Here is a 24325-nt window from a genome sequence, read left to right on the forward strand (position 1 = left end):
TTACCCTTTGGGAAGGTGTTAAAAATTTTTATCATTGGCGCCGAAAATTAAAAGTTTGATTTCTGACGAAAAAAAAAGAGGCGAAAAATGTTCACCCACAAGACGAAAATTGTATGCTCCATGGGCCCCACCACCAAGGATGACGAAGTTGTCTCCCGCCTGATTATCGCAGGCATGAACGTGGCCCGATTCAATTTCTCCCACGGCTCCCACGAATCCCACAAGGATGCCATGGACAGGGTGAAGCGCGTTTCTGCCAACCTCAAGCGACCCATCGCCTTGATGTTGGACACCAAGGGTCCCGAAATCCGCACCGGCAATACCGAGGGTGATGCCGTCATCCAGTTCAACAAGGGCGACAAAGTTTGGGTAACCGTCGACGACACCCTCACCAAGGGCGCCACCGAAAACGAACCGGCAAAGCTGAGCCTTTCCTGGAAGGAATTGCCCCAGAAGATTGAACCCGGCCACCGCATCCTTATTGCCGACGGCCTCCTGGAACTAGACGTAGAAGAAACGGACGGCTTTACCGTCAAGTGCGTCGCCAAGAATTCCGCAGCCATCGGAAGCAAGAAGAACGTGAACCTGATCGGTCTTCACGCCGGCCTTCCCATCATGAGCGAACAGGACAAGAACGACATCAAGTTCGGTGCCGAACAGGACGTAGACTTTATCGCCGCCTCTTTCGTAAGCTACGCCAGCGAAGTCCAGGAAATCCGTCGCTACCTGGATAGTCTCAATTCCAAGGCAAAGATTATCGCCAAGATTGAAAACGAAGAAGGTCTGAACAACATCCGCGAAATTGCCGCCACGGCTGACGGCATCATGATTGCCCGCGGTGACCTTGGCGTTCAGCTGCCCACCGAAAAAATTCCTCTGGCCCAGAAGCACATCATCCGCGTCTGCCGCCAGCTGGGCAAGCCCGTCATTACAGCCACCCAGATGCTGGACTCCATGATTCAGCACCCCCGCCCCACCCGTGCGGAATTGACCGACGTGGCTAACGCTATTTTCGACGGTACCGACGCCGTGATGCTCTCCGGCGAAACCGCCAACGGTCTCTACCCCATCGAAGCGGTAGAAACTCTGGTCCGCGTTGCAGTTACCGTAGAATATTCTCCCGAATACTACAAGAAGATGCGGGAATCCTTCGAAATGGATCTGCAGGGCGACATGAGCCGCATCGTTTCCCAGAACGCCTACCAGACCGCCCGCGAAGTGAACGCCGCTGCCCTCATCACGCCGACGCTTACCGGAAACACCGCCCGCATGATCAGCATGTTCCGTCCCAGTCAGCCGATCCTTGCTGTAACTCCCTTCGCACAGGTCAAGCGCCAGCTCCTCTTGAACTGGGGCGTATTCCCTCTGTTTGCCGAAGAAGTAAACGACTCCGATTCCATGGTGCAGAACGCTATCAAGAGCGCCTACGACGCAGGAGCCGTCCACATTTCCGACCGCATCGTCATGGCTTCCGGCTACCCCATTAGCGCACAAATTGTGAACACCATCCGAGTCCTCCACGTGGGTAACGAACTGGTGAAGGGCGAACAGGGCGGCTGCGCCTCTGCAGATATTGCCCGCGCCAACGGCCGTATCCTTCGCGCAAAGACCCCCACCGAAGCCTACATGCTTCTGCGTCGCGACAGCAACGAAATCTTGCTGTGCAACACTCTGACCGAAGAATACATTCCCGTACTCCGAGACGTTCGCGGCGTAATTGTAGACGGCGAAAGCAGAATTCCTGCAGAAACCTTGCCTCTGATCAACCCCCGCCTGGTATGGCTCGCCCTGGCCAAGGGTGCCTTCAACGCTCTGGAAAGCGGCATGGCCGTCACCATCGACGGAAAACGTCTTGTGGTTTACGAAGGTACGCTGTAAATTTCTACCTTTGGGTTGATGTATACTTACCGCTACAGAGAACTTTCCGTCGCCCTCGCCAAAAAGGGTGAGTACCGAGCCGCTTTGGCCCGGGAATTGCGAATCCATCCCGAAGAAATCTTCAATCTGGAAGTGGAACGTTTTTCTCTAGATAGCCGCCGTAAGGGAGACCCAAAGTGGTCTTACAATGTCATTTTTGAAGTAAAGCGCCAGTTGCGAGCCACGGGCAATCACGCCAAGGGCTTGGTGGCCGCCACACGAGAAACCGAATCCCTGGGAAATGATCCCCAACGCAACACCGTTCCCATGGCAGGCCATGTGGATGTGATCGGTGCAGGTCCCAGCGGATTGTGGGCAGCCCTACACTTGCTTCGCAAGGGTTTTTCTGTGGACCTCTACGAACAAGGCAAACTGGTAGAAGAACGTTTTAGGGATATCCGCCGTTTCTTTGTAGACCGAAAATTCAATGCATACAGCAACGTGCTCTATGGCGAAGGTGGCGCAGGTGCCTTCAGTGATGGAAAACTGAACACCCGCAGTCGCAACCTGTTTTCTGAAGCGGTACTAAAGGACATGGTATCCTTCGGCGTCGATGAATCCGTAGTCACCTTTGCAAAGCCCCACATCGGCACGGACCGACTGGTTTTGATGTTACGTCAGCTTCGCGCCGAAATCGCACGACTGGGCGGCAAGATTCATTACAGCACCACCCTGGAAGATATTGAAATCAAGGACGGACGGATTTGCGGCATCAAGCTGCGGGACGTGTCCCGCCGTAATTTGGGAGAAGTTCCTTCTGCAGACTTCGCAGAAATCTGCCCCAGCCATTGGCAGCCTTGCGAGGCCTTGGTTCTCGCCGTAGGTCATTCTGCACGGCACATTTACGAAATGCTCCATGCTCGCGGAGTCTCTCTCGAAAGCAAGGCGTTCGCCATGGGCGTTCGCGTAGAACACCCGCAGATGCTTATCAATATGCGCCAGCTGGGCCGCGACATCGATACAAAGCTTACCGGTTCCGCAGAATATTTTTTGGCCACGCCGACCTTGAACAAGACCAGTTCCGCCTACAGTTTCTGCATGTGCCCCGGTGGTGTCCTGGTGCCCTGCGCTTCAGAACCCGGCACTCTCGCCACCAACGGCATGAGCTACAGCCATCGAAACGGTCCTTTGGCCAACGGCGCCATCGCAGTTCCTATTACACCGGGTGCAGAAGGTTTCGATATCAAGACTGCCGGCACCCTCTTTGGCGGTCTTGACCTGCAGCGCAAAATTGAAGCGGACGCCTACGCCGTTGGCGGTAAGAACTACGCCGCTCCCGCCCAGACCATCAAGAACTTTTTGGCAAAACGCGTCGACAAGAATCTGCCCAAGACCACATACCCCTGCGGCCTGGTAAACAGCAATATGTGGGATTGGATGGACAAGACCATCTGCGCTTCCCTGGCAGAAGGCTTCCAGAATTTTGACAAGAAGATTCCAGGCTTTATTGAAGAAGGTTTGATTGTGGCGCCGGAAACTCGAACCAGTTCTCCCCTCCGCATCACCCGCAATAACGAAACTTTAGAAAGCGTCAACACCAAGGGTCTTTACGTTCTTGGTGAAGGTGCCGGCTACTCCGGTGGAATCGTCACCAGCGCCGCCGATGGCATCCGTCTAGCCCACTACGCAAAGAAATAGGTATCAGGTATGAGGTATGAGGTCGGAGCCTACGGCTCCTTTCAGGTAGATAATCGCGCCAAAGGCGCCCTGTTCAGCGGTGAGTTTTCTGCAGCGAGCCTTGAATTTTATAATCGCGCCGAAGGCGCCTAGCTTTAGCTCACAGCTCATAGCTCACCACTCATAACTATTCACTTTTCACTCTTCACTGTTTGATATGATTACTCGCCAGATTGACCGCAACTTCGCAAATATGCGTCTCGACCGATTCCTCCGCAAGGCTTTCCCCGAGGAATCCCTCTCCGTATTCTTCTCCGTCATCCGCAAGAAGAAAGTCCGCGTCAATGGCGTGGTCGCCAAGGCAAACCAGATGCTCCAGGAAGGCGATCTGGTAAACATCTATGAAAACTTCAAGTCCGTTTCCGAAGAAGAAAAGGACATGAGCCGCGCCCAGTCCGCACAGATCAAGGCCGAAGTAGAAGCCGCCTACGAGGCAGGCGAATCCAACATCATTTCCTTCCCCGGTGCAGCGGGTTCCGCAGCAGGCGCAAACCGCGACAAATCTGCGGTCACAGGCTTCGCCAAGAACAAATCCACCTGGGGCAAGAACATGTCTGGCGCCGAGAAGCAGTCCAACTGGGGCGCTCAGGAACTGGACATCGTCATCCAGACCGAAGATTATCTGATCGTGAACAAGCCCTCGGGATTGGCAAGCCAGCCCGGTTCCGGCACCAAGCCCGGCGAAAGCCTGGTGGAATACCTGTGGGAATGGGGCCGCAAGGAAGATCTGGACTTCAAGCCCACCATCGCCCACCGACTGGACCAGGAAACTTCCGGCATGATCATGGTGGCCCTCCACGGCGACACCCTCCGCGAACTTACCCGCATGATCCGCGAACACGAAGTAGACAAGTATTACTTCGCCCTGGTCAAGGGCAACCTTTCCAAGGACCGCGGCACCATCAGCGAAAAACTGACCCGCACCGACGCCGCCAAGGGTAGCAAGATGAAAGTTGGCGAAGACTCCAAGGACGCCAAGGAGGCCGTCACCCATTACCGCGTCAAGCAGCATTACATCGGTTTCGACCTGGTTAAGATTAAATTGGAAACCGGTCGTATGCACCAGATTCGCGCCCATTTCGCAAGCATCGGTCACCCCCTGCTGGGCGACTCCCGCTACGGCGATTTTGCCCTGAATCGCGAAATCAAGAAGCAGCTGGGCCTGCACCGTCTATTCCTCCACAGTTGCCGTCTGGAATTCGACTGGCAGGGCGAAAAGAAAGTTTTCGATTGCCCCCTGCCCAAGGAACTGCAATCTGTTCTAGACCAGCTGAAGCGCAAGCCCTACGAACGCAAGGAAAACAACTTCCAGCAGAGCCGCCGCAGGTAATGTCAACCGCTCTTCTTCTGGTTCAATTAGGCTCCCCCGCCAATCTTGATGTCGATGACATCGAGACTTATCTCCATCAGTTTCTTGGAGACTGGCATACCATAGGCAAGAAGAGCTTATTTTGGAAACTGCTATTAAAGTTCGTCATTTTGCCAAAGGGCAAATTTTCTAGTTACGACAAATACCTTCAGATGTTTAACAGCAACGATTTCAAGGAAATGCCGCTGGTAACGTACTCTGAAGAATTTCTGACGGCACTCCGCAGGAAATTCGTCGCATCGGACGCACTGGAACAGCACAAGGTTGAAGACTACGTCACAATCCGTCTCGCCTATCAATACGGCTGTACTCCATCCATTAGCGAAACCCTAAAGCAACTTGAAAAAGACGGTGTCGACACAGTTCACATGCTGCCTTTGTACCCGCAGCGATCTGGCGTTACCACACAGGCAGCCATCGACAACGTATTGGACTGTGCCAGGAAAATCAAGTTCAAGGGGAAGATTTTATCTGCCACAGGTTTCTGCCAAAACGAAGCCTGGGCCCGAGAAGTGGCAAAAACCATTAGCGAGCAAATCGAAGAGGAAGACACCCTTCTTGTGTCATTCCATTCGATCCAAAGTTGGCGTGTAGAAAACGCAAGCGACCCTTACCGCAGTGATTGTGAACAAAGTACCAAGAGCATTTGTCAAAGCCTCGCAGAAATTGCAGGCGACAAATTCAGCGGAGAAGCCCACCTGGTTTATCAAAGTAAGTACAAGCCCGGCAAGCTCCCCTCTGGAAAGTGGTTGGGGCCATCACTGGCAGAGACTTTGCAGCAGCTGGGCGAACAAAACAAACCCGTCGTTGTGGTAAGTCCAGTTTTTACCGCCGACAACCTGGAAACCATCTACGAAATTGACGACGAGGTGTCTCAGATCTATTATAGTGCTGGCGGTCCTCGACTCAAGCGTATTCCTTGCCTAAATGCAAACCCCGACTGGATTACTGCATTCGTCGAAGAAATCCTGCCCGCATTAAAGTTCGCCTAGGTCCAGCCCCAAAGAGTCTCCAACGCTGTCAAAACGCATTTTAACACCCCGGTCCCAAGACCGAGGCTTTTATTATTTCTAAATTGTCCCGCGTAATTTATGGGCTGCACAAGAGCCTGCTGTCTTTAAAAAAGATTGCAGTACAGGATGCAGTTAAAAAAGGAATAAAAGATGAAAGTTTCTTTAAGTTGGCTGAAGCGTCACGTGGATCTGCCGGAATCTGTGGCAGAAATCGAAAAGGCATTGACTTCCATCGGTTTGGAAGTTGAAGGCATCGAAGAACCGGGTAAGGTTTACGACAAGCTGGTGGTGGCAAAGGTCCTCACCTGCGAAAACCATCCGGACAGCGATCACCTCCACATCACCACAGTCGACAACGGCAAGGAAGTTGTTCAGGTGGTTTGCGGCGCACCTAACGTTGCAGCAGGCCAGACCGTAGTTCTCGCTCCTATCGGTGCAGAACTTCCCATGAGCGACGGTTCCGTCCTCAAGATGAAGAAGTCCAAGATCCGCGGCGTAGAAAGCTTCGGCATGATTTGCGCTGAAGACGAAATCGGCCTTTCCGACGACCACGGTGGCATCATGGTTCTGGACGACTCCATCCCCGCCGGCACTCCTTTCGTAAGCCTGGGCATGTACGACGTCTGCTTCGAACTGAACGTCACCCCCAACCGCCCCGACGCACTTTGCCACCGCGGTGTCGCCCGCGAACTGGCAGCCAAGTTCGGTCGCGAACTGAAGCCCCTGGCCTACAACCTGGTTGAAGAAGCAGAAGCCGCATCCTCCGCAGCATCTGTTGAAGTTATCCCCGGTTGCGGTTGCTCCCGCTATACCGCCCGCGTCATCAAGGGCGTTGAAGTCAAGCAGAGCCCCAGCTGGCTGGCTAAACTCCTCCACACCGTCGGCATGAACTCCATCAACAACGTTGTGGACGTTACCAACTTTATCCTCATGGACGTAGGTCAGCCCCTCCATAGCTTTGACATGGACCAGCTGAAGGGTTCCATGATCAAGGTCCGTCGCGCTGTGAAGGGCGAAAAGATCCAGACCATCGACCACACCGACCACGAACTGACCGAAGCTGAACTGGTCATTTGCGATGGCGACCGTCCCGTAGCCGTAGCCGGCACCATGGGCGGCGTAGAATCCGAAATTGTGGACACCACCAAGAACGTTCTCTTGGAAAGCGCCTACTTCAACCCCACCATCGTCCGTAAGCAGGCAAAGCGTCTGGGCATCGGCTCCGACTCCAGCTACCGCTTCGAACGTGGCATCGACACCACCACCCAGGACGAATACAGCAAGTACGCTTGCGCCATGATCCAGGAAGTGGCTGGCGGCAAGGTCCTGAAGGGTTGCGTGGAATACACCGGCGAAGACCACCAGAAGGAACTGACCAAGATCGACCTCCGTGTTTCCCGCGTTGCAAAGATCATCGGCATGGACATCGCTGCCGACGTGATCCGCAAGCACCTCACCAGCATCAACCTGAAGCTGGCTGCAGAGAACGGCGAAACCATGACCTTCGAAATTCCGGGTAACCGTCCGGACCTGGAACGCGAAGTTGACCTTATTGAAGAAGTGGCACGTCTCGTAGGCTTCGACAACATTCCTTACAGCCTGCCCAAGTTCACCATGCAGCCCAACGAACTCCCGGCTGTGGAAGTGATGAACCGCAAGATCCGCAGAACCCTTTCTGCCATGGGCCTCCACGAATGCTTGAACCTGCGTTTCACCAGCAAGGCCCGTACCGAAGCATTGTTCGGCGCAGAATCCGACGACCGTCGTTCCAAGCCCGCAGCTCTTCTCAATCCCCTTTCCGAAGAACTGGGCATCGTTCCCACTTCTCTGTTGCCCAACCTGCTGAAGAACGTTGCAGAAAACGAAAAGAACCGTCCGGGCTCCGTTCGCTTATTCGAAGTGGCCAAGGGCCAGTTCAAGCGTGAACGCGCCGACGTCCGCGACAACGGCTTTGACGAATCCAACCTCATCGCCCTTACCGTTGCTGGTGCATTCGACGTGAACCCGCTGAACGACAAGCCCGCTCAGATTGACTTTGCCGCCTTCAAGGGTCTGGTCCAGTCTTTCTTCAAGCGCTGCGGTCTCGTTGTCGAATTCCGCGTTCCCGAAAAGTTGGAAGCCTTTATGCATCCGGGCAAGCAGACCGAAATCGTCTGCGGCAAGACCGTTCTCGGCACCATGGGCGCCCTGCATCCGTCTGTAGCCAAGTCCTTCGAAATCGGTTACGAAACCTATGTGATGGAAGCTAACCTGGACAAGATGATTGAAGAAAGCCACAAGAAGATTATCTTCCAGGCCTTCAGTCGTCAGGTTCCTTCTACCCGCGATATCTCCCTGGAAGTGGCAAAGAGCCTCACCCACGAAGAAATCGTCGCCCGCATCAAGGGTCTCAATCCCAAGAACCTTGCCAAGATTTCCCTCAAGAGTATCTACGAAGGTGAAAAGATTGAAGCCGGCAAGAAGAACATGGTCTATAGTCTGACCTACCAGACCATGGACCGCACCTTGACCGACGACGAAGTGAACAAGGCCCACAACAAGCTCCGCGACAAGCTGGTTGCTAACGGCGACATCGTTCTGAGATAGCGGAAAGCGAAAAGGTCAAAGCGTAAAGAGAAACTTTAACCTTTAGGCTTCAGGCTTCAAAAAAGATTGAACATCAAAAAATCCCCGCAGTCCAACTGCGAGGATTTTTCCTTTATACTTTAAACTATAAGCTCTAAGCTATCAAACTCCCAGGGCGTCCTTCACCTGGCCAATAAAGGCCTTTTCTTCGGGAGAAATGTTGCTTGCGTTTCCGTCTTCGTTAGAAGCTTCTGCCACGCGAATCATGGCGTTCAGCACAGCACGCTTAAATTCTTCGGACTCACCCTTGATGGCTGCCACACAGGCATCAATACGATCCTTGGCGTTGCGGAACTTGCCATAGGTGTTATTGAAATCGTCCCAACTTACGTTCGGAGTCAGTTCGTCATGAATCTTGTCCAGTTCATCGCTTTCGGCTTCAGTTGCAGAGGCGGAACCCGGCAAAAGTTTTTCGGTTTCAGTTTCATGAAAAAGGCAAGCCACCTGCCAGGAAAGGATCAAAAGAGCAAGATTCGGATTCATTAGTACCTCGTTTGTTTTTGCTAAAGATACAATAAAATAGTGAACAGCGAAAGGTGAATAGTGAAAAGGATTTATGAGATATGGCTTTGACGAGTGTTTGCGTTTGTCATTCCGAACTTGTTTCGGAATCTCATGAGTGCATAAGCCCCTGAACGTCCTCAGGGTGACTCTAGGCGCCTCCGGCGCGATTATAATAACTCATAACTCGTATCTGATAACTCATATCTCACCCATCACTTCTAGCACCTCATACCAGTTGCCTGAAACCTGGAGTCTGAAACCTAAAAAGCGAGCCCCGCGAGCGACCCAACAACCTCAAAGGAGCCGCAGGCTCCACCCTCCCCCCTTAATCTGTCCCCTTTAAACTTTCCCCTTTAAACTATTTTACTATATTCCAGCCCATGGCATACGTAGCAATGGCCCGTAAGTGGCGTCCGCAATCTTTCTCCGACATGGTCGGTCAGGAACACATCGCAAAAACCCTTCAGAATGCAATTGAAGGGGGCCGTCTTCACCACGCTTTCCTGTTTACCGGAACCCGCGGCGTCGGTAAGACCACCAGTGCCCGTATCCTCGCCCGTACTCTGAACTGCACCGGCGGCGACCCGCTCCACCCCTGTGGCGAATGCCCCAGCTGTAAGGACTTTGCCGGCGGCAATCCCATGGATATTTTCGAAATCGACGCCGCATCCAATACCGGTGTGGACAATATCCGCGACGTGATCGAACGTGTGCAGTACCCGCCTGTTATCGGCAAGTACAAGATTTTTATCATCGACGAAGTCCACATGCTTTCTACCGGTGCCTTCAACGCCTTGCTGAAGACTCTTGAAGAACCGCCTGAACATGTAATCTTTATCTTCGCCACCACCGAAGTCAACAAGGTGCCCCAGACTATTCTTAGCCGCGTGCAGCGTTTTGACTTCAAGCGCCTTTCTGTAGAACAGGTCCGCAGCCGTCTGCGCTACATTTGCGAACAGGAAAACATCAACGCCTCCGACGAAACTCTTGACGTGTTCGCCGAAAAGGCAGACGGTTCCATGCGTGACGGTCTCACCTATTTCGATCAGGCCTACGCCTTTACCGGCAGCGAAATGACCGCCGAAGCCGTACGCAGCGTTCTGGGCATTCCCCCTGTAGAACTGTTCTTCACGCTGATTAATGCCATCGAAAGCCACGACCTCAAGGCCTGCTTCCATATGGTCGATGACGCCTGCAAGCGCGGTATCGAATTTACTCCCCTGCTGGATGGTTTCGGCAAGTTCCTCCGTAACCTGCTGTACTCCCGTCTGGACGCCTTTACCGCCGACGCCCTGAACGTCTCCGACGAAATGTACTCCAAGTACAAGAGCGCCGTTCCCGGCCTTGGCAACGTAGACATCCTCCGCATTTCCAAGATGCTGATCGACCTCCAGGGTACACTGCGTTACAGCACCAATCCCCGCCTTCTGGTAGAAACAACATTCGCCCGAATGGCATGGCTCGACAGAATCGTCGACTTGAGGCGAGCTCTTGCCGCCATCAACGATCCCGCAAACGCCTCGGCCAGTGCTGACCAAGAGGCGCTAAAAAAAAAAGTAACTGATGTCCAGAATATGCTGGACGCCCAGGAAGAAGCCAAGGCACTCCAGCAAGCCGCCGAAAATCCCTTTGCCGCCATGGAAAGGGGCATCTCTGGAGGTTACTACGGCGACGTCTACAGCCGCTACGAAGTGGCTGCCGCCTGGGGTTCCATCAGAAACCGCATCAACGATGACGGAGACTTCGCCTTTTCTGTGGCCCTCAACGATTCCGTGCTTGAAACGGGCAACATCCAGGAAACCCCCTTCCCCATCGCCCTGACTTATGTAGGCGACGCCGGTAAAGACGCCTGGGGCCCCAAGCAGATGGAAGAACACCCGGAATACCTGGAACGTCTAAAGCAGATTCTGGAAAATTGCCTACAGACCCCGGTTGCACTCTCCGTGAAGACCCGTGCCCTCAACGCCCAGGAACTTCACCAACGAATGCAGGCCCAGATGTCCCCCTATGAACTGGATATCCAGAAGGAGCCGGGCCTCCAACGCCTCAAGGAACTTTTCAATGCGGAACTAATCTATTCCCGCAAGAGCAAGCGCCAGGTTACCGTGCAACAGACCGAAGAAGACCTCGAAATGGCGGAGCAGGACAACTAAAAAAAACTATGTTTGCCCAAATTTTTCGTCTTTTTGTATAAAATCAGCATATTTTAACTGCGAACATTTATAAAAAAAAGAAAAAAGTCAATTTAGACACGCATTTTTGAACATAAGAAAGGAATAATACTATGGACATGAGCAAAATGTTGAGAGACCTTCAGAAGATGCAGAGCAAGATGATGAAGGCCCAGAGCGATCTTAAAGCCCAGAGTTTCGAAGCAGAAGCCGGTGGTGGTATGGTCAAGATCGCCATGAACGGTAAGGGCGTGGTCACCATGATCAAGATCAACCCGGATGCCGTAGACAAGGACGACGTGGAAGCCCTGGAAGACCTGCTCATGGCAGCCATCAACTCCGCTGTCAAGAAAAAAGATGAAGCCACCCAGTCCAGCATTTCCGACATTACAGGCGGCATGAAAATCCCCGGTTTGATGTAATTTTTCCATCTTTTTTACCTCATTTACAACCATTTTTGAGGAAAAAAGAGCCAAAAATATTTTACATTTTATGTAAAAGAGCCCCCTAAAAAAGGGGGTTCTTTCATTTTTTTCTTCATTCATACGCCAAAATGGCCCGTTCATACAGACCCTAGGGAAAAAAGCCCTTGAATCACCCCCTCATTTTCCTAAATTTGGCACGTAAAAAAATTAAACAGGAGAATTATGTCTAAGCAACTTGCTATTTCGGCCACAATGGCTGTGACAATTGCCCTAAGCATGGCCGCTCAGACGTTCGCAGGACAGGTATATACCCGCGAAGAAGCTATCAAGGTGGCCCTTGAAAACTCATCCGATGTAAAATCTGCAGAAGAAAGCCTGAAAAAGACTCAGTCCGCAGTTAGCGAAGGCTACGGCAATGCATACCCCAGCATCGATCTCTCTGCCAAAGTGACCCGAATTTTCGGCCTGGATGACGTCAAGGCAAGTTCAGATATGTCCGATGCCATGAAGGGAATGGCACAAAACCCCGATTACGGCGCCCCCTCTGCCTATGATATGGCTGCCGCAGGCGGCATTGACGGACTTGTTTCCGCCATGAAGGCTCAAGGATACCGTTGGCAGTCCAGTTTGGGCATCACCGCCACCCAGATTCTTTACGCCGGCGGCAAGGTGGGTACCGGTATTGAAATTGCCAAGACAGCAAAGCTCGCCAGCGAAATCACCCTCGAAAAGACCAAGAATGACGTCCGCGCCCAGGTTGATGAAGCCTTCAACACCGTCATTTTCCTGGATAGTTCCGTTGCCGTCACCGAAGAGACCATGGAACTCCTCCAGAACGCCGTGGATTTGGCCACTCAGGCATACCAGAGCGGCCTCGGTACAGAACTGGACGTTGTCCGCGCCCAGCTGGAACTGGATGGCCTCAAGTCGGGTATCGAAGGCCTCAAGAAGACTCAGATCGTGGCACGCAACGGCATTCTCAACATCATGGGCCTCCCCTATGATCCCGAAGTAAAGTTCACTGGTGAATTCCGCGACCCCGAAAAGACCCCTATGCCGGACCTTTCCATGGAAGGTGTCAAGAAGCGCCGCAAGGAACTGGCTCAGCTTGCCGCCAAGGAAGAAATCGACACCAAGTTGGTTGACATCGAAGAAGGCAGTTTCAAGCCTACCGTTGTACTTGTGGGCGGTGTAGAATATTCAAACAAGCAGAATGAATTCTACAAGTGGGATGCACCTAACTGGGACAAGAACATCAACAAGTATATCGCTCTTGCCGTCACCATGAACCTCTTCAATGGTAAGCAGACCACCGAAAAGGTTGCCCAGGCAAAATCCGACTTGCGTTCCACCCAGATTCTCAAGGACCAGGCAGAACGCGGATTCCGCCTGCAGATTGAATCCTGCCTCAGCACCCTCGGAAACGCACGTCAGCAAATCAACATGAAGAAACGTTCCGTAGAGCTGGCACAAAAAAATTACGATCTAACCGACGCAGCTTTTAAAGTTGGCCGAGAAACCCAGATAAACCTGCTTACCGCATTGGTAAGCCTGCGTAAGGCAAAGCTGGAATACTTCGAAGCCCTCAAGAACTGGAACTCCGCATACGAAGCTCTGCTCCAGGCAACCGGTGAATATTAAGAGAAAAGAGGAAGAAAATGAACAAGACCGTTAAGACAATCGTAACTCTCATGGCAGCCTCCCTGCTTTTCGCCGGCTGCGACCTCAAAAAGAAAGATGAAAAGGCTCAGGACGCAAAGCAGGTTACCACCATCGAAGAAATTCAAAAGCAGAAAGGCAAGCCCGCTCGCGTCGTAAAGGCAACCAAGGCCAAGCTTACCGACGTGCGCAAGTTCAGCGGCACCATCGAAGGCATGCAGCAGACTTACGCCATTTCCAAGATGAACGATCCTCTCGCCGCAATCAACGTAAAGGTCGGCAGCAATGTCACGAAGGATCAGGTTCTCGCAGAATACGTACGTTCCGCAGACAACACCCAGTTGGAACAGACCAAGGAACAGATTGCCCTCCTGGAAAAGGCAACCGAACGTATGCGCGATCTCCACGCCAAGGGCGGCATCACTCAGCAGGATATGGATTCCCAGGAACTGCAGCTGAAGATCGCCAAGATGAACTTGGAAACTTTGGAACGTGCAAACAAGATTTTGGCACCTTCTTCCGGTGTCGTTACAGAAATGAAGTTCCAGGTGGGACAGGTTCCGGGACAGGGTACATTCTGCACCATCGCAAAGCTGGACCAGGTCATCCTGAAGCTGAACATTACCAGCCAGGACATCGGTCTTTTCAAGAAGGGCGCTGCAGCAACTGTTACCCTCGCCGACGGCAAGAAGGTGAAGGGTAAGGTGACCACTATTCCTCTGGCTGCCAATCCCCAGACCCGCTTCTTCCCTGTTGAAGTTACTTTCGATAACAAGAACAAGAAGCTCCTCCCCGGCATGTACATTACAGCGGACATGGACATGCAGCAGGTTAGCGGCGTAGTCGTTCCTGCCGAAGCAATCGTTTACCGCAACGGTCTTAACACAGTATGGACTGTTGATGGCGAAGGTAACGCCAAGCGCAAGATTGTGCAGGTTGGCGTTCAGGCAAACGGAGATGTCCAGATTGTAGATGGACTTAGCGATGGCGACGTCGTGATGGTCGAAGGTCAGTCCAAGATGAACGACGGCGACAAGGTTCTCATCGTAGAATAATCCCGGGAGACTTTTTGAATGATTAAGGCAAGTATTTACAAACCAATCACCATGCTCATGGTCATCTTGACCGTGGTGGTGTTCGGTATCTACACCTACCGTATGATGGTGGTGGACTTGATGCCGAAATTCGATATTCCCGTTGTAACTGCAGTGGTTGTCTACCCTGGTGCAAACCCGGAAGAAATCGAATCTACAATTATTAAGCCCGCCGAAGAACAGGTGGAACTGGTGGACGGTATCGACTACGTGCAGTCCATCTGTATGGAAAACTACGGCATTATCGTTGCCATGTTCAACATGGGCATCAACGTTGACGTGGCCGCAAACGACGTCCGCGCCAAGGTGGAGCAGGCTGCAGCCGACTTCCCTGACGCAGCGGAAGCTCCCATCATTTCCAAGGTGGACATTAACGCCTCTGCAATTATGTCCATCTCCTTCACCGGTCCCGCAAACTCTACCGAACTCCGCCAGAAGGTGGAAGACGACATTCAGCCCCTCTTCACTTCCGTTCCCGGCGTTGCTAGCGTCGATATCTTCGGTGGTACCACCCGTCAGATTTCTGTGGAATTGGACAAGGACATGCTCAAGAACCGTGGCGTAGATATCGCTACCATGATGGGTATGTACGGAGCCTCTAACATCAACAACCCTGTGGGTGAAGTCATCGGTAAGCGCAAGAATACTTCTGTGCGTACTGCCGGTAAGTTCCGCAGCCTCGATGAAATCCGCAACCTGGACCTCCCCACCGCTTCTGGCGTTATCAAGCTGGGCGAAGTCGCAAAGGTGAAGGACACCGTCAAGACCATTACTTCTGCATCTCGTTTCAACGGCATCAACTCTGTTTCTCTGGATATCAAGAAGCGCTCTGACGCAAACGTGGTGGAAGTCGCCCAGGGTGTGATCAAGCGTCTGAATGAAGTCAACAAGACTCTGCCTCCTGGTTTCGAACTCCATCTGGTTTACGACAAGTCTGAAGCAGTTAGCGAATCTATCGACAACGTGATTCAGAACATTATCGTCGCAATTCTCTTGACCTCCGTCTTGTTGCTCCTGTTCCTGGGTAAGCTTTCAACCATGCTTATCGCAGCACTGACCATGCCTATTTCTGTGGTGGGTTCCTTCACTCTCATGTACTTCGCCGGTTTCGGTATCAACATGATGAGCTTGATGGCACTTTCCTCTGCAGTGGGTCTGTTGGTGACCAACTCCATCGTGGTGCTTGAAAATATTAACGCCAAGTTGCAGGAAGGTCTTGATCCGAAGGAAGCTGCCTATAAGGGTACTTCTGAAATCATGGTGGCCATTATGGCTTCTACCCTCACCAACGTTTGCGTGTTCGTGCCTATTGCATTCATGAAGTCCATCGTGGGTATCTTCTTCAAGACCTACGGTATGACCATGGTGTTCGCAACGGTTGTGTCCCTCCTCATCACCTTCACTCTTACCCCGCTGATGGCAGCCTACCTGTTCAAGGGCAAGAAGCGTGACGAAAACGGAAACATCATCGAGGAAAAGCCGGGCATCATCGGCAGATTCTTTGGTGCCATCATGGGCATCTTCCCCGCCATCATGAACGGTGTTCGCTTTGTCTACCTCAAGACCCTTAGCTTTGCACTCTCCATTTTCGGTGTGATTTTCCAGGTTGGCGCCCTTGTCGCCATGGTGATGTTCGTGGGCTACATGGTAAAGAACCACATGACTGTGGAACTTTCTCCCCGTCAGGACCAGGGTATGATGGCAGTGACTTTGGAAATGCCTGTGGGTACCAATATCGAAACAACGGATAGCGTTACCAAGATCATTGAATCCCGCCTGAAGGGCATTCCCGAAATCAGCCAGTACAGTGTGACGGTGGGTGGCGAAAGCGGCTTTACCTCCGTAAACCAGGCCAAGATGCGTTACAAGATGATCAAGCGCTGGGAAGGCCGTACCCGCAGTACTGACGAAATCGTGGACTCCATCCGTCCTTACCTGGCCGACATTCCTGACGCCTACATTTCCGTCAAGAGCACCTCCGCTTCCGAAATGAGTAACAACTCCGCCGGTGACGTGGTGCTTGAAGTTAGCGGTCTTTACGCAGACTCCGTGATTAAGGCCGCCGACATTCTCAAGGCTGCCGTTGCCGAAAAGATTGAAGGTGTCGTTGAAATCAAGTCCAGCTACGAAGCCGGTAAGCCCGAAATCCGCATGATTCCGAATCGCCAGGCCATGGCAGACTACGGAACCACAGTCCAGCAGATGGCAACCTACAACTACATTGCAGTCAGCGGTTACGAAGCTGGTACCTACTCTGAAAACGGTGAAGAATACGACGTCTACTTCCGTATGCAGGAAAAGGACCGCGCAACTCACGCCGACATTGAAGACCTCCCCATGCTCACTCCGAAGGGCTACGTTTCTGCAAAGGAACTCTTCTTCATCGAAGACGGTGCAGGTCCTACCAAGATCGAACGTAAGCGTAAGCGCACCCGAATTGACGTTTCTATGAACTTGCTCCCGGGTCACACCACTGGTGAAATCATGGGTAAGGTTGGCGCTCTTGCTGCAGAAATGAAGGATCAGCTTCCTGATGGTGTTACCACGGGCTTCGGCGGTAACGCAGACATGCAGAACGACATGGTGGAAGAATTTATCGCAGCAATCATCATGGCTATCCTCATGACCTACATCTTGCTGGTGGCTTTGCTGGAAAGCTTCGCACAGCCCTTCATCATCATGACTACCATTCCTATGGGTGCAATCGGTGTGTTCCTGGGCCTCATCTTTACAGGCAAGGCTCTGTCCATGATTGCATTGATGGCTATCGTGATGCTTATCGGTGTGGTGGTGAACAACGCTATTCTATTGCTTGACGAAGCAAACCGACTGCTACGAAGCGGTGCCATGGGACGACGTTCCGCTGTGATGACCGCAGCAAAGTCCAAGTTCCAGGCCATCGTGCTTGCAACACTTGCTTCCGTTGTGGCTCAGCTTCCGCTGGCATTCGCCATGGGTGGTGATGTGGCAGCAATGACCCAGCCTATGGGTATCGCTTCTGTGGGTGGTTTGATTGTGTCTGCAATCCTTACCATGTACCTGATTCCTACCTTCTTCTGGTTGCCCAACGCCATCTTCGGCAAGGTCAAGAAGGGCGCCAAGGCTGTGGCAAACAAGGTAAAGCGCAACAAGAACGACTAACATTTTAGTACATTAGAGAGAGAAGGTCCCGCGAATTCGTTCGCGGGGCTTTTTATTTTGCAAACAATATGCGACACAAAACGTTATACTTTATTTATATAATTCAGTAGATGAATAAGATAAGTGTCCAATGGTTAAGACGTATCGGAGTCTGCCCCATAGAAGGGGCGGTTGCCGTCCCCAACAAATACGATGAGTTCCTGCTAGAGAAACTCCGAAAGGAACTGAGTGTAAGCCACATAACGCCGCAGGAATTTTCGCCGGCTCAAATCCGCAGGATGATCAGCCAAAGTCCATACGCCAACCGCAACACCAGCCAGGAACTTACCGAAGATATTCTAAAGCAGTCCACCAACTCCTGGGAAGCGGAACCTATTATCAATCTCGTAGACAACTTGCTGGAGCAAGCCGTCGATTCAGGCGCCACAGACATCCACCTGGAACCATTAAAAGATGAACTGCGGATCCGTTTTCGCAGGGACGGACTTCTTGAAGATTTCAAGAGGTTGCCCCTCTGGACCGCCGACCCGATTCTTGTACGCCTGAAAATTCTTGCAGAAATCGACATTACCGACAGGCGGATTCCCCACGACGGGAGCTTTACCTACTGCGGGCTCCAGGGGACCGCAAATGTCCGAGTCAACACGCTCCCCGTTCAAGGTGGCGAAAAATGCGTTCTTCGCCTGCTGCCACAAAGGCAGGACCAAGGCGAGGCACCTCGGGGACTCGCCGCCCTTCATTTCTCTTTAAAAATTGAACGAACCCTCCAGCGGATATTCCAATCCCCTCAGGGGCTGTTCTTGGTTACGGGCCCAACGGGCAGCGGCAAGACCACAACGCTTCACGGAGGACTTCAGGAAATCATCCAAAGAAAAATCAACGTAGTCACTATCGAAGATCCGGTAGAATACACTCTGAACGGGGCCAATCAGGTTCAAGTCAACGAAAAATGCGGGCTTACCTTCGCCTCGGCACTACGGTCTATTTTACGTCAGGATCCCGACGTTATCCTTGTGGGAGAAATCCGCGATTCGGAAACAGCCAAGATTGCAATTCGCGCCGCCCAGACCGGGCACCTGGTCCTTTCTACCCTGCACACCAATAGCGCAAAGGCCGCTTTCACCCGATTGCAGGATTTGGGCATTCAGCGTAACCTCCTGGAAGAATCGCTTCTGGGCATTATGGCCCAGCGTCTTGTCAGATTGAAAAACGGAGGGCGACAGGCCATTGTAGAATTGCTCCTGCCCAACGGATCATTTGCCGACGGGGACCTGCAGGATTCAGCTCGCAGACTTGTGCAACAAGGGGCCGTAGACCAGGCCGAAGTCCATCGAGTCTTGGGAAAATCTTTTCTATATTGGTAGCCATGAAGATTTCTGACCGCACATTGGGATACCTCAGCATAGTCGCACTGCTGTTGATATTCGTAGTTGTGGCCTACAGCATGTACAACGCCCACCACGAAGAAACCAAGACCGCCTTGGTGGACTTTCCTGAGTTGGGAACCCTGCAGCCCGAAGACCAGGTGGTTGTTCGTGGCTATACTGTCGGAACCATTGGCTCCGTCACCTGGCTTGGCGACCGCGCCCGCGTGCAAATCAAGTTTAACGAACCCATCATCCTCCGAGAAGGCTCCCAGTTCAACAACGTGAACTACGCCATCATGGGTCAGCGCCGTCTAGAAATTATTCCCTCCAAGATCGGAAATGTTCTTCCCGAAGATTATGTTCATACGGGAACATTCCAGCCGGGCATCGCCGAAGTCCTCCGTTACATTGAAAATGTGAACGAGCAGATGGATGTCATCCGCCACATGGTCCTTATGATTGTCGAAGGGGATTCCACCCACAAGTCCGCCATCCAGATGGTCGAAAATGCCATGACAACCATCGAGGGAATTGCCAAGAATGTGGAACGGCAGCTTTCAATCCTTCAGCCTGCACTCAAGGACGTATTCGCACAGATCGACAACGCCAGCGAAACTCTCATCGACGTAACCTTGCAGGCTGACACCGCCATTAAGGTAGCTGAGCAGACTGTCAACGAAAAAGTCCAGATGGCAGACAGCGCTCTCAAGGTCATTTCTGAAGGGGTCGCCCACACCAACGAAATCATCCTCAGCATAGAACAGAACTCCCTGGCCAACCAGCTTATTACCTCCACCGAAACCGTGGATATGCTGAACGACTTGCTAGACAAGCTCAGCAGCCTGATCAAGGCTGTGGACACCAAGGGCATCAAGGTTCTTGACGATGACGGCAACCCGGTCAAGCTGTTTACCTGGAAGAATACCAACCTGATTGGAAAGACCGCCCGCGAAAAGGCTCGCGAACGCGCAGAAGAAGCCAAGAAGTCCAGCAGGTAAGGTGAGCCGATGGATTTGTCGCACCTTCCCAAGATGGGGCCTAAAAGTCTTGACGCGCTAAAGTCCGCAGGCATCAGCTCCCTTTCTGAATTTCTTTACAACATTCCCCGAACTTATCTGGACCAGACCAAGGTTTCTAAAATTGGCGACCTTCATGTAGGGGACCGAGTCGTGTTGATTGGAACCGTCACCAGGGCTGGTCTAATCCGCGGAAGGACTAGCCGCTTTGTGGCCACCCTTACCGACGGCACCGGCGAAATTTCGCTGACTTTTTTTCAAGGGGCTAGTTATCAGAGCAGGCGCGTACAGCCCGGCAGCCATTGGCTGGTAACAGGTGTTGTTGGCGAATACCGTGGGTTCCAGATGACCCACCCCGACATGCAGCCCTTCGATGCCGACGAGCAATTCAACGGCCAGATTTTACCAGTTTACCCCATGACCGAAGTCATGACCAAGAGTCGTATTACCCAGAAGGCCATGCGAAACTGGTACAGGTTTGTATTCAATTTTCCAAATCTAACCTTACCTAATGTCTGCCCCAAGGCACTGACGGATTACCTCCATTACCGAACCGTGGTAGACAACCTGAAGGCACTGCACCTGCCCACAGATTTTAACGCCATTCGTCAGGCAAAGTTCCAGCTGAAAATTTTGGAACTGTTGCCTTTCTGCCTCCGTATGATCCGCCGTCGCGAAAATCAGAAATTGCGCGGCCACGAACGCCAGGTGGATTTGGGGCAGGTCATGAATGCGAAAACCAGGCTGCCCTTTAGCCTAACCGCCGGGCAGGACGCCGCCCTGAATACGATTATCTCGGGGCTGAACGGCAAGAAGCAGTTCCATGCTTTGCTGCAAGGTGACGTGGGCTGCGGAAAGACTGTTGTGGCCATGTTGGCCATGCTGGCCGTATGCGGCGCTGGCGAACAGAGCGCCCTGATGGTCCCCACTGATATTCTGGCAAGACAGCACTACAAGCAGATGAAGCCTTTCTTTGAAGCCGCCGGCATGCGAGTGGAACTTCTGGTAGGCGCCACTCCTGCGGCAGAACGTAGGCAGATTCTGGGTGAACTGCGGATGGGACTTTGCCAGGCCGTCATCGGCACTCATGCGCTGTTTTCGAAGGACGTTGAATTTTCGAAGTTAGGTTTCGTCATCATCGACGAACAGCACCGCTTTGGCGTGGGGCAGCGCGAAGCGCTTCTCGCCAAGGGCGAGTATCCTGACCTGTTGGTCATGAGTGCCACGCCTATCCCCCGCAGTCTCGCCATGACTTTATACGGCGACCTGCAGGTCATCTCCATCAAGGAAAAGCCTGCAGGACGTAAGCCCATCAAAACCCGCCTGGTCTCCCCCGACAAGCGCAACGACATGAAGAAGTTCATCGTGAACGAAGCCAAGGGAGGCAATCTCTGCTACTGGATCGTCAGCCGCGTCAACGCCGACGACAACGGCAGTTCCGCCGGCGATAACGCAGCACCCGCCCGCAGCGTCGAGGATGTAGTCAACGAACTGCGCGCCTTCGACAAGACCGTCGTGATAGAGGGCATCCACGGCCAGATGGACGAATCCCAGCGGGATGAAATTCTCAAACGTTTCGCCGCAGGCGAAGTCCATGTGCTAGTTGCCACTACTGTCATCGAAGTGGGCGTCAACGTCCCTCAGGCAAACGTCATGGCCATCGATTCCCCCGAGCGTTTCGGACTGGCCCAGCTCCACCAGTTGCGAGGCCGCGTCGGTCGCGGAGACGTGCAAGCCTGGTGCTTCTTGATGATGCCCGAAGGTGCCGCCGCCGAAAACTCCGTCGAACGCCTCACCCAGTTCAGCCACACCGAAGACGGTTTCGAAATTGCGGAACTGGACCTGAATACCCGCGGTGCAGGTAACCTAGAAGGCAACGAACAGAGCGGCAGCTGGGTATTCCGCTGGTTCGACTGGATCCACGACCAGGAACTGATCAGTCAGACGTTACAGATGGCCGAAAACATATTGAAGGATGCCGCCGCCTTCGACGAGGAAGCCCGTGAAAAAATCCAGATCTGGTACAGCGAGAAAAAATCCGCCAACGAAGACGGAATCCATTAACAGTTCTCTTTATATTTAGCGGAACCCTTTCTGCGGTCCCTATAATAAATTGGTCACCGTGCCCACCACTAGGGCACACAGTACCACATTCAAGAAAAAGAACGTCCGGCGCACCACGATATAAAAAAGCGGGAGCCACTGGAGCATATTGTCCACAGGCGCCACCAGTTCCTTGATTCCAAGAAAAACGCTGATCAGGCCAGTAATCACCATCATGAGGGCCCCAACAAAATAGCCTTCGCCCAAAAACAGGATGGTAAGCACCGCACCGAGAATCATGGCGATGACGCCGATAATGACCTCCACGCGTAAAACGATATTTTTCAGCTGTTTTCTATCAATCACACCCTAAATTTAGAAACCCAACCCAAATCGGACGTCCTCCGCATACAAAATTCAGCAGACGGAAATCACACTCTTTTCGTTTTGTAATAAAAAAGTAATCTCTTCAGCACAATTTTTGATAATTAATGGTATATTTTGATAACAAAAGATTACCAAAGGACTTTTTATGGGAAAAACATGGGTTAAAACTGCAGCCGTTATCGGTCTGGCCACCTCTAGCCTGTTCGCAGGCGGCGCCACCACCAACAACAACCATTCCGCCGCCTTCCTCCGTAGCGTTGCCCGCAATGCCACTATCGAAAACGACGCTCCCTACTACAACCCGGCCGGAACCGCCTTCATGAAGGACGGCTTCCACCTGTCACTTTCCAACCAGACTTTCTGGCAGGGCCGTACCATTACCACCGAATCTCCCCTGTTCGAGGGTGGTAAAAAGGAATACGAAGGCAACACCTTTGCCCCCTCCATGCCCGGCTTCCACGCCACATGGCATCACGGCAACCTGGCCATTTCCTCTACCGTCGGCGTTATCGGTGGTGGTGGATCCCTGAACTTCAAGCACGGCATCCCCTCTTTCGACTCCCAGCTAGCCTCTCTCCCCATGGCACTCTCTATGGGTGGACTCTCAACTACCAAGTATGACGCCGACATCAAGCTGGAAGCATCGTCTTACCAGATCGGTATCGCCCTGGGTGCCGCCTACCAGTTCGCCAACATGTTCAGCATTTACGCCGGTGGCCGAGCAACCTACTCCTACAACAAGTACGAAGCGACCCTCTCCAACGTAAGAATCAATCCGGAAAACGAACAGTTGGGACTTGACGGCGAAATGGTCAACGCAGCCGCCACCTTCAGCCAGCTTTCCGAAACGTTTGACGAATACGCCACCGCCGCCAAGGAAGCAGCATCCCTCTTCGAAAAAATGGGCGACAAGGCCTCCGCAGCCGAATACGAGGCAACCGCCCAGCAGATGGCCGCACAGTCTGAAGCCATGGCCGGTTACGCACAGGAAGTCAGCGACAAGGGACTTGACGTAGAACAGGAAGGCTGGGGATTCGCCCCCATCTTCGGTGCCTCCTTCCAGTACAAGGGCCTTACCGTAGGCGTGAAGTACGAAATGAAGACCGACCTGGAAATGAAGAACAGCACCAAGAAGAATGAAGTGGGCATGTCCGACTTTGACGACGGCAAGACCGATCACGCCGACGTTCCCGCAGTTCTCGCCCTGGGCCTGTCTTACGCCATCCTCCCCAACACCCGAATTTCCTTCGGCTATAACCTGTGGTTCGATAGCGATGTCGACCTGACCGGAGACACCGAAAACTATCTGGAAAACAGCCAGGAATTCATGTACGGCGTAGAAATCGACCTGTCCAAGAGCTGGACGATCAGCGGCGGACTCGCCGTATTCCGCTGCGACCGCACCGACAACTACGTCAGCGACCTGAGCCAGCTGCTGAACACCTCTACCATCGGTCTTGGTTTCGCCTACCGTGTTACCGACTACCTCCGATTCGATGTGGGTTACTACCACACCATCTACAACAAGGATACGGATCAGGAAAAGTACGGTCTCAACACCTACGAACGCACCAGCCGCGGATTCGGTATCGGCATTGACCTGGATATTTAGTCGCATAAAAACAAAGCAGACTTAAAAAGAAGAAGGAGAAGCCCTCGACGCACCGTCGTGGGCTTTTTCCGTCTCCGCAACCGTCAGAGATGGCCTGCATTCAGCCCTTGCAAGGCAAGGGCCTGGGGGTCCAGGGGGCAAAGCCCCGCCAGAGATGGCCTGCCTCCCGCCCTTGCTGGGCAAGGGCCTGGGGGTCCAGGGGGCAATGCCCCGCCAGAGATGGCCTGCATTCAGCCCTTGCTGGGCAAGGGCCTAGGGGTCCAGGGGGCAAAGCCCCCTGCATCTAATAAGACCCCCGCCTTTAG

At 52.8% G+C, this 24325-nt stretch carries 17 protein-coding genes; 15 read left to right on the forward strand and 2 right to left on the reverse strand.

Going from position 1 to position 24325, the window contains the following annotated elements:
• Positions 1-87: 87 nt before the first annotated feature.
• The 6 genes from pyk to pheT all read left to right on the forward strand — a co-directional run bounded on the left by pyk (position 88) and on the right by pheT (position 8562).
• The gene (pyk, locus tag MMG03_RS05730; RefSeq protein ID WP_073156834.1) at positions 88-1878 is read left to right on the forward strand and encodes a pyruvate kinase; all 1791 of its coding nucleotides are present in this window, start codon (positions 88-90) and stop codon (positions 1876-1878) included.
• Positions 1879-1896: 18 nt separating this feature from the next.
• On the forward strand, positions 1897-3555 hold the full coding sequence (locus MMG03_RS05735) for an NAD(P)/FAD-dependent oxidoreductase (RefSeq protein WP_088658613.1): 1659 nt from the start codon (positions 1897-1899) through the stop codon (positions 3553-3555).
• A gap of 9 nt (positions 3556-3564) precedes the next feature.
• Positions 3565-3687, forward strand: coding sequence for a hypothetical protein (locus MMG03_RS15840; RefSeq protein ID WP_256374933.1), 123 nt, complete (start codon positions 3565-3567; stop codon positions 3685-3687).
• A 64-nt stretch (positions 3688-3751) separates the two neighbouring features.
• Complete coding sequence (locus MMG03_RS05740) at positions 3752-4924, forward strand: RluA family pseudouridine synthase (RefSeq protein WP_073156839.1); 1173 nt, start codon at positions 3752-3754, stop codon at positions 4922-4924.
• Entirely contained in the window at positions 4924-5955 is a 1032-nt protein-coding gene (hemH, locus tag MMG03_RS05745; RefSeq protein WP_249505851.1) for a ferrochelatase, read from the forward strand. Before MMG03_RS05740 ends, hemH begins: the two co-directional genes overlap by 1 nt.
• Before the next feature lie 171 nt (positions 5956-6126).
• Complete coding sequence (pheT, locus tag MMG03_RS05750) at positions 6127-8562, forward strand: phenylalanine--tRNA ligase subunit beta (RefSeq protein ID WP_249505852.1); 2436 nt, start codon at positions 6127-6129, stop codon at positions 8560-8562.
• A 141-nt stretch (positions 8563-8703) separates the two neighbouring features.
• Here the strand turns inward: pheT and MMG03_RS05755 are convergent, their stop codons facing one another.
• Positions 8704-9084, reverse strand: coding sequence for a hypothetical protein (locus tag MMG03_RS05755; RefSeq protein WP_073156847.1), 381 nt, complete (start codon positions 9082-9084; stop codon positions 8704-8706).
• Positions 9085-9485: 401 nt separating this feature from the next.
• Between MMG03_RS05755 and dnaX the strand changes: the two genes are divergently transcribed.
• The 8 genes from dnaX to MMG03_RS05795 all read left to right on the forward strand — a co-directional run bounded on the left by dnaX (position 9486) and on the right by MMG03_RS05795 (position 22042).
• Complete coding sequence (gene dnaX, locus MMG03_RS05760; RefSeq protein WP_073156849.1) at positions 9486-11258, forward strand: DNA polymerase III subunit gamma/tau; 1773 nt, start codon at positions 9486-9488, stop codon at positions 11256-11258.
• A gap of 131 nt (positions 11259-11389) precedes the next feature.
• Complete coding sequence (locus MMG03_RS05765) at positions 11390-11698, forward strand: YbaB/EbfC family nucleoid-associated protein (RefSeq protein ID WP_073156852.1); 309 nt, start codon at positions 11390-11392, stop codon at positions 11696-11698.
• 225 nt (positions 11699-11923) lie between these two features.
• Positions 11924-13342 carry a TolC family protein gene (locus tag MMG03_RS05770; protein WP_249505853.1) on the forward strand — a complete coding sequence of 473 codons (1419 nt, stop codon included), beginning with the start codon at positions 11924-11926 and terminating at the stop codon, positions 13340-13342.
• A 17-nt stretch (positions 13343-13359) separates the two neighbouring features.
• Positions 13360-14415 carry an efflux RND transporter periplasmic adaptor subunit gene (locus MMG03_RS05775; protein WP_249505854.1) on the forward strand — a complete coding sequence of 352 codons (1056 nt, stop codon included), beginning with the start codon at positions 13360-13362 and terminating at the stop codon, positions 14413-14415.
• Positions 14416-14433: 18 nt separating this feature from the next.
• On the forward strand, positions 14434-17595 hold the full coding sequence (locus tag MMG03_RS05780) for an efflux RND transporter permease subunit (protein ID WP_249505855.1): 3162 nt from the start codon (positions 14434-14436) through the stop codon (positions 17593-17595).
• Positions 17596-17705: 110 nt separating this feature from the next.
• Positions 17706-18959, forward strand: a complete 1254-nt coding sequence (locus MMG03_RS05785) for a GspE/PulE family protein (RefSeq protein WP_073234687.1) — start codon at positions 17706-17708, stop codon at positions 18957-18959.
• A gap of 2 nt (positions 18960-18961) precedes the next feature.
• Positions 18962-19960, forward strand: coding sequence for an MlaD family protein (locus MMG03_RS05790; protein ID WP_249505856.1), 999 nt, complete (start codon positions 18962-18964; stop codon positions 19958-19960).
• 9 nt (positions 19961-19969) lie between these two features.
• Positions 19970-22042, forward strand: a complete 2073-nt coding sequence (locus MMG03_RS05795; protein ID WP_249505857.1) for an ATP-dependent DNA helicase RecG — start codon at positions 19970-19972, stop codon at positions 22040-22042.
• Positions 22043-22081: 39 nt separating this feature from the next.
• On the opposite strand, the gene MMG03_RS05800 is transcribed toward MMG03_RS05795, so the two are convergent.
• The gene (locus MMG03_RS05800; RefSeq protein WP_101479569.1) at positions 22082-22387 is read right to left on the reverse strand and encodes a hypothetical protein; all 306 of its coding nucleotides are present in this window, start codon (positions 22385-22387) and stop codon (positions 22082-22084) included.
• Positions 22388-22553: 166 nt separating this feature from the next.
• Here MMG03_RS05800 and MMG03_RS05805 point away from each other — a divergent pair, with 166 nt between their 5' ends.
• On the forward strand, positions 22554-24020 hold the full coding sequence (locus MMG03_RS05805; protein ID WP_073156873.1) for an OmpP1/FadL family transporter: 1467 nt from the start codon (positions 22554-22556) through the stop codon (positions 24018-24020).
• The last annotated feature ends 305 nt before the right edge of the window (positions 24021-24325 follow it).

This window comes from Fibrobacter sp. HC4 (assembly GCF_023373925.1).
GTDB lineage: Bacteria > Fibrobacterota > Fibrobacteria > Fibrobacterales > Fibrobacteraceae > Fibrobacter.

What these genes read in the sequence shown, in the direction of transcription:
- dnaX (WP_073156849.1), top strand. Translation starts at nt 9,486, where the DNA reads ATGGCATACGTAGCAATGGCCCGTAAGTGGCGTCCGCAATCTTTCTCC.
- MMG03_RS05775 (WP_249505854.1), top strand. Translation starts at nt 13,360, where the DNA reads ATGAACAAGACCGTTAAGACAATCGTAACTCTCATGGCAGCCTCCCTG.
- MMG03_RS05805 (WP_073156873.1), top strand. Translation starts at nt 22,554, where the DNA reads ATGGGAAAAACATGGGTTAAAACTGCAGCCGTTATCGGTCTGGCCACC.
- hemH (WP_249505851.1), top strand. Translation starts at nt 4,924, where the DNA reads ATGTCAACCGCTCTTCTTCTGGTTCAATTAGGCTCCCCCGCCAATCTT.
- pyk (WP_073156834.1), top strand. Translation starts at nt 88, where the DNA reads ATGTTCACCCACAAGACGAAAATTGTATGCTCCATGGGCCCCACCACC.
- MMG03_RS05735 (WP_088658613.1), top strand. Translation starts at nt 1,897, where the DNA reads ATGTATACTTACCGCTACAGAGAACTTTCCGTCGCCCTCGCCAAAAAG.
- MMG03_RS05780 (WP_249505855.1), top strand. Translation starts at nt 14,434, where the DNA reads ATGATTAAGGCAAGTATTTACAAACCAATCACCATGCTCATGGTCATC.
- MMG03_RS05770 (WP_249505853.1), top strand. Translation starts at nt 11,924, where the DNA reads ATGTCTAAGCAACTTGCTATTTCGGCCACAATGGCTGTGACAATTGCC.
- MMG03_RS05765 (WP_073156852.1), top strand. Translation starts at nt 11,390, where the DNA reads ATGGACATGAGCAAAATGTTGAGAGACCTTCAGAAGATGCAGAGCAAG.
- MMG03_RS15840 (WP_256374933.1), top strand. Translation starts at nt 3,565, where the DNA reads ATGAGGTATGAGGTCGGAGCCTACGGCTCCTTTCAGGTAGATAATCGC.
- MMG03_RS05795 (WP_249505857.1), top strand. Translation starts at nt 19,970, where the DNA reads ATGGATTTGTCGCACCTTCCCAAGATGGGGCCTAAAAGTCTTGACGCG.
- MMG03_RS05790 (WP_249505856.1), top strand. Translation starts at nt 18,962, where the DNA reads ATGAAGATTTCTGACCGCACATTGGGATACCTCAGCATAGTCGCACTG.
- MMG03_RS05785 (WP_073234687.1), top strand. Translation starts at nt 17,706, where the DNA reads ATGAATAAGATAAGTGTCCAATGGTTAAGACGTATCGGAGTCTGCCCC.
- MMG03_RS05755 (WP_073156847.1), bottom strand. Translation starts at nt 9,084, where the DNA reads ATGAATCCGAATCTTGCTCTTTTGATCCTTTCCTGGCAGGTGGCTTGC.
- MMG03_RS05740 (WP_073156839.1), top strand. Translation starts at nt 3,752, where the DNA reads ATGATTACTCGCCAGATTGACCGCAACTTCGCAAATATGCGTCTCGAC.
- pheT (WP_249505852.1), top strand. Translation starts at nt 6,127, where the DNA reads ATGAAAGTTTCTTTAAGTTGGCTGAAGCGTCACGTGGATCTGCCGGAA.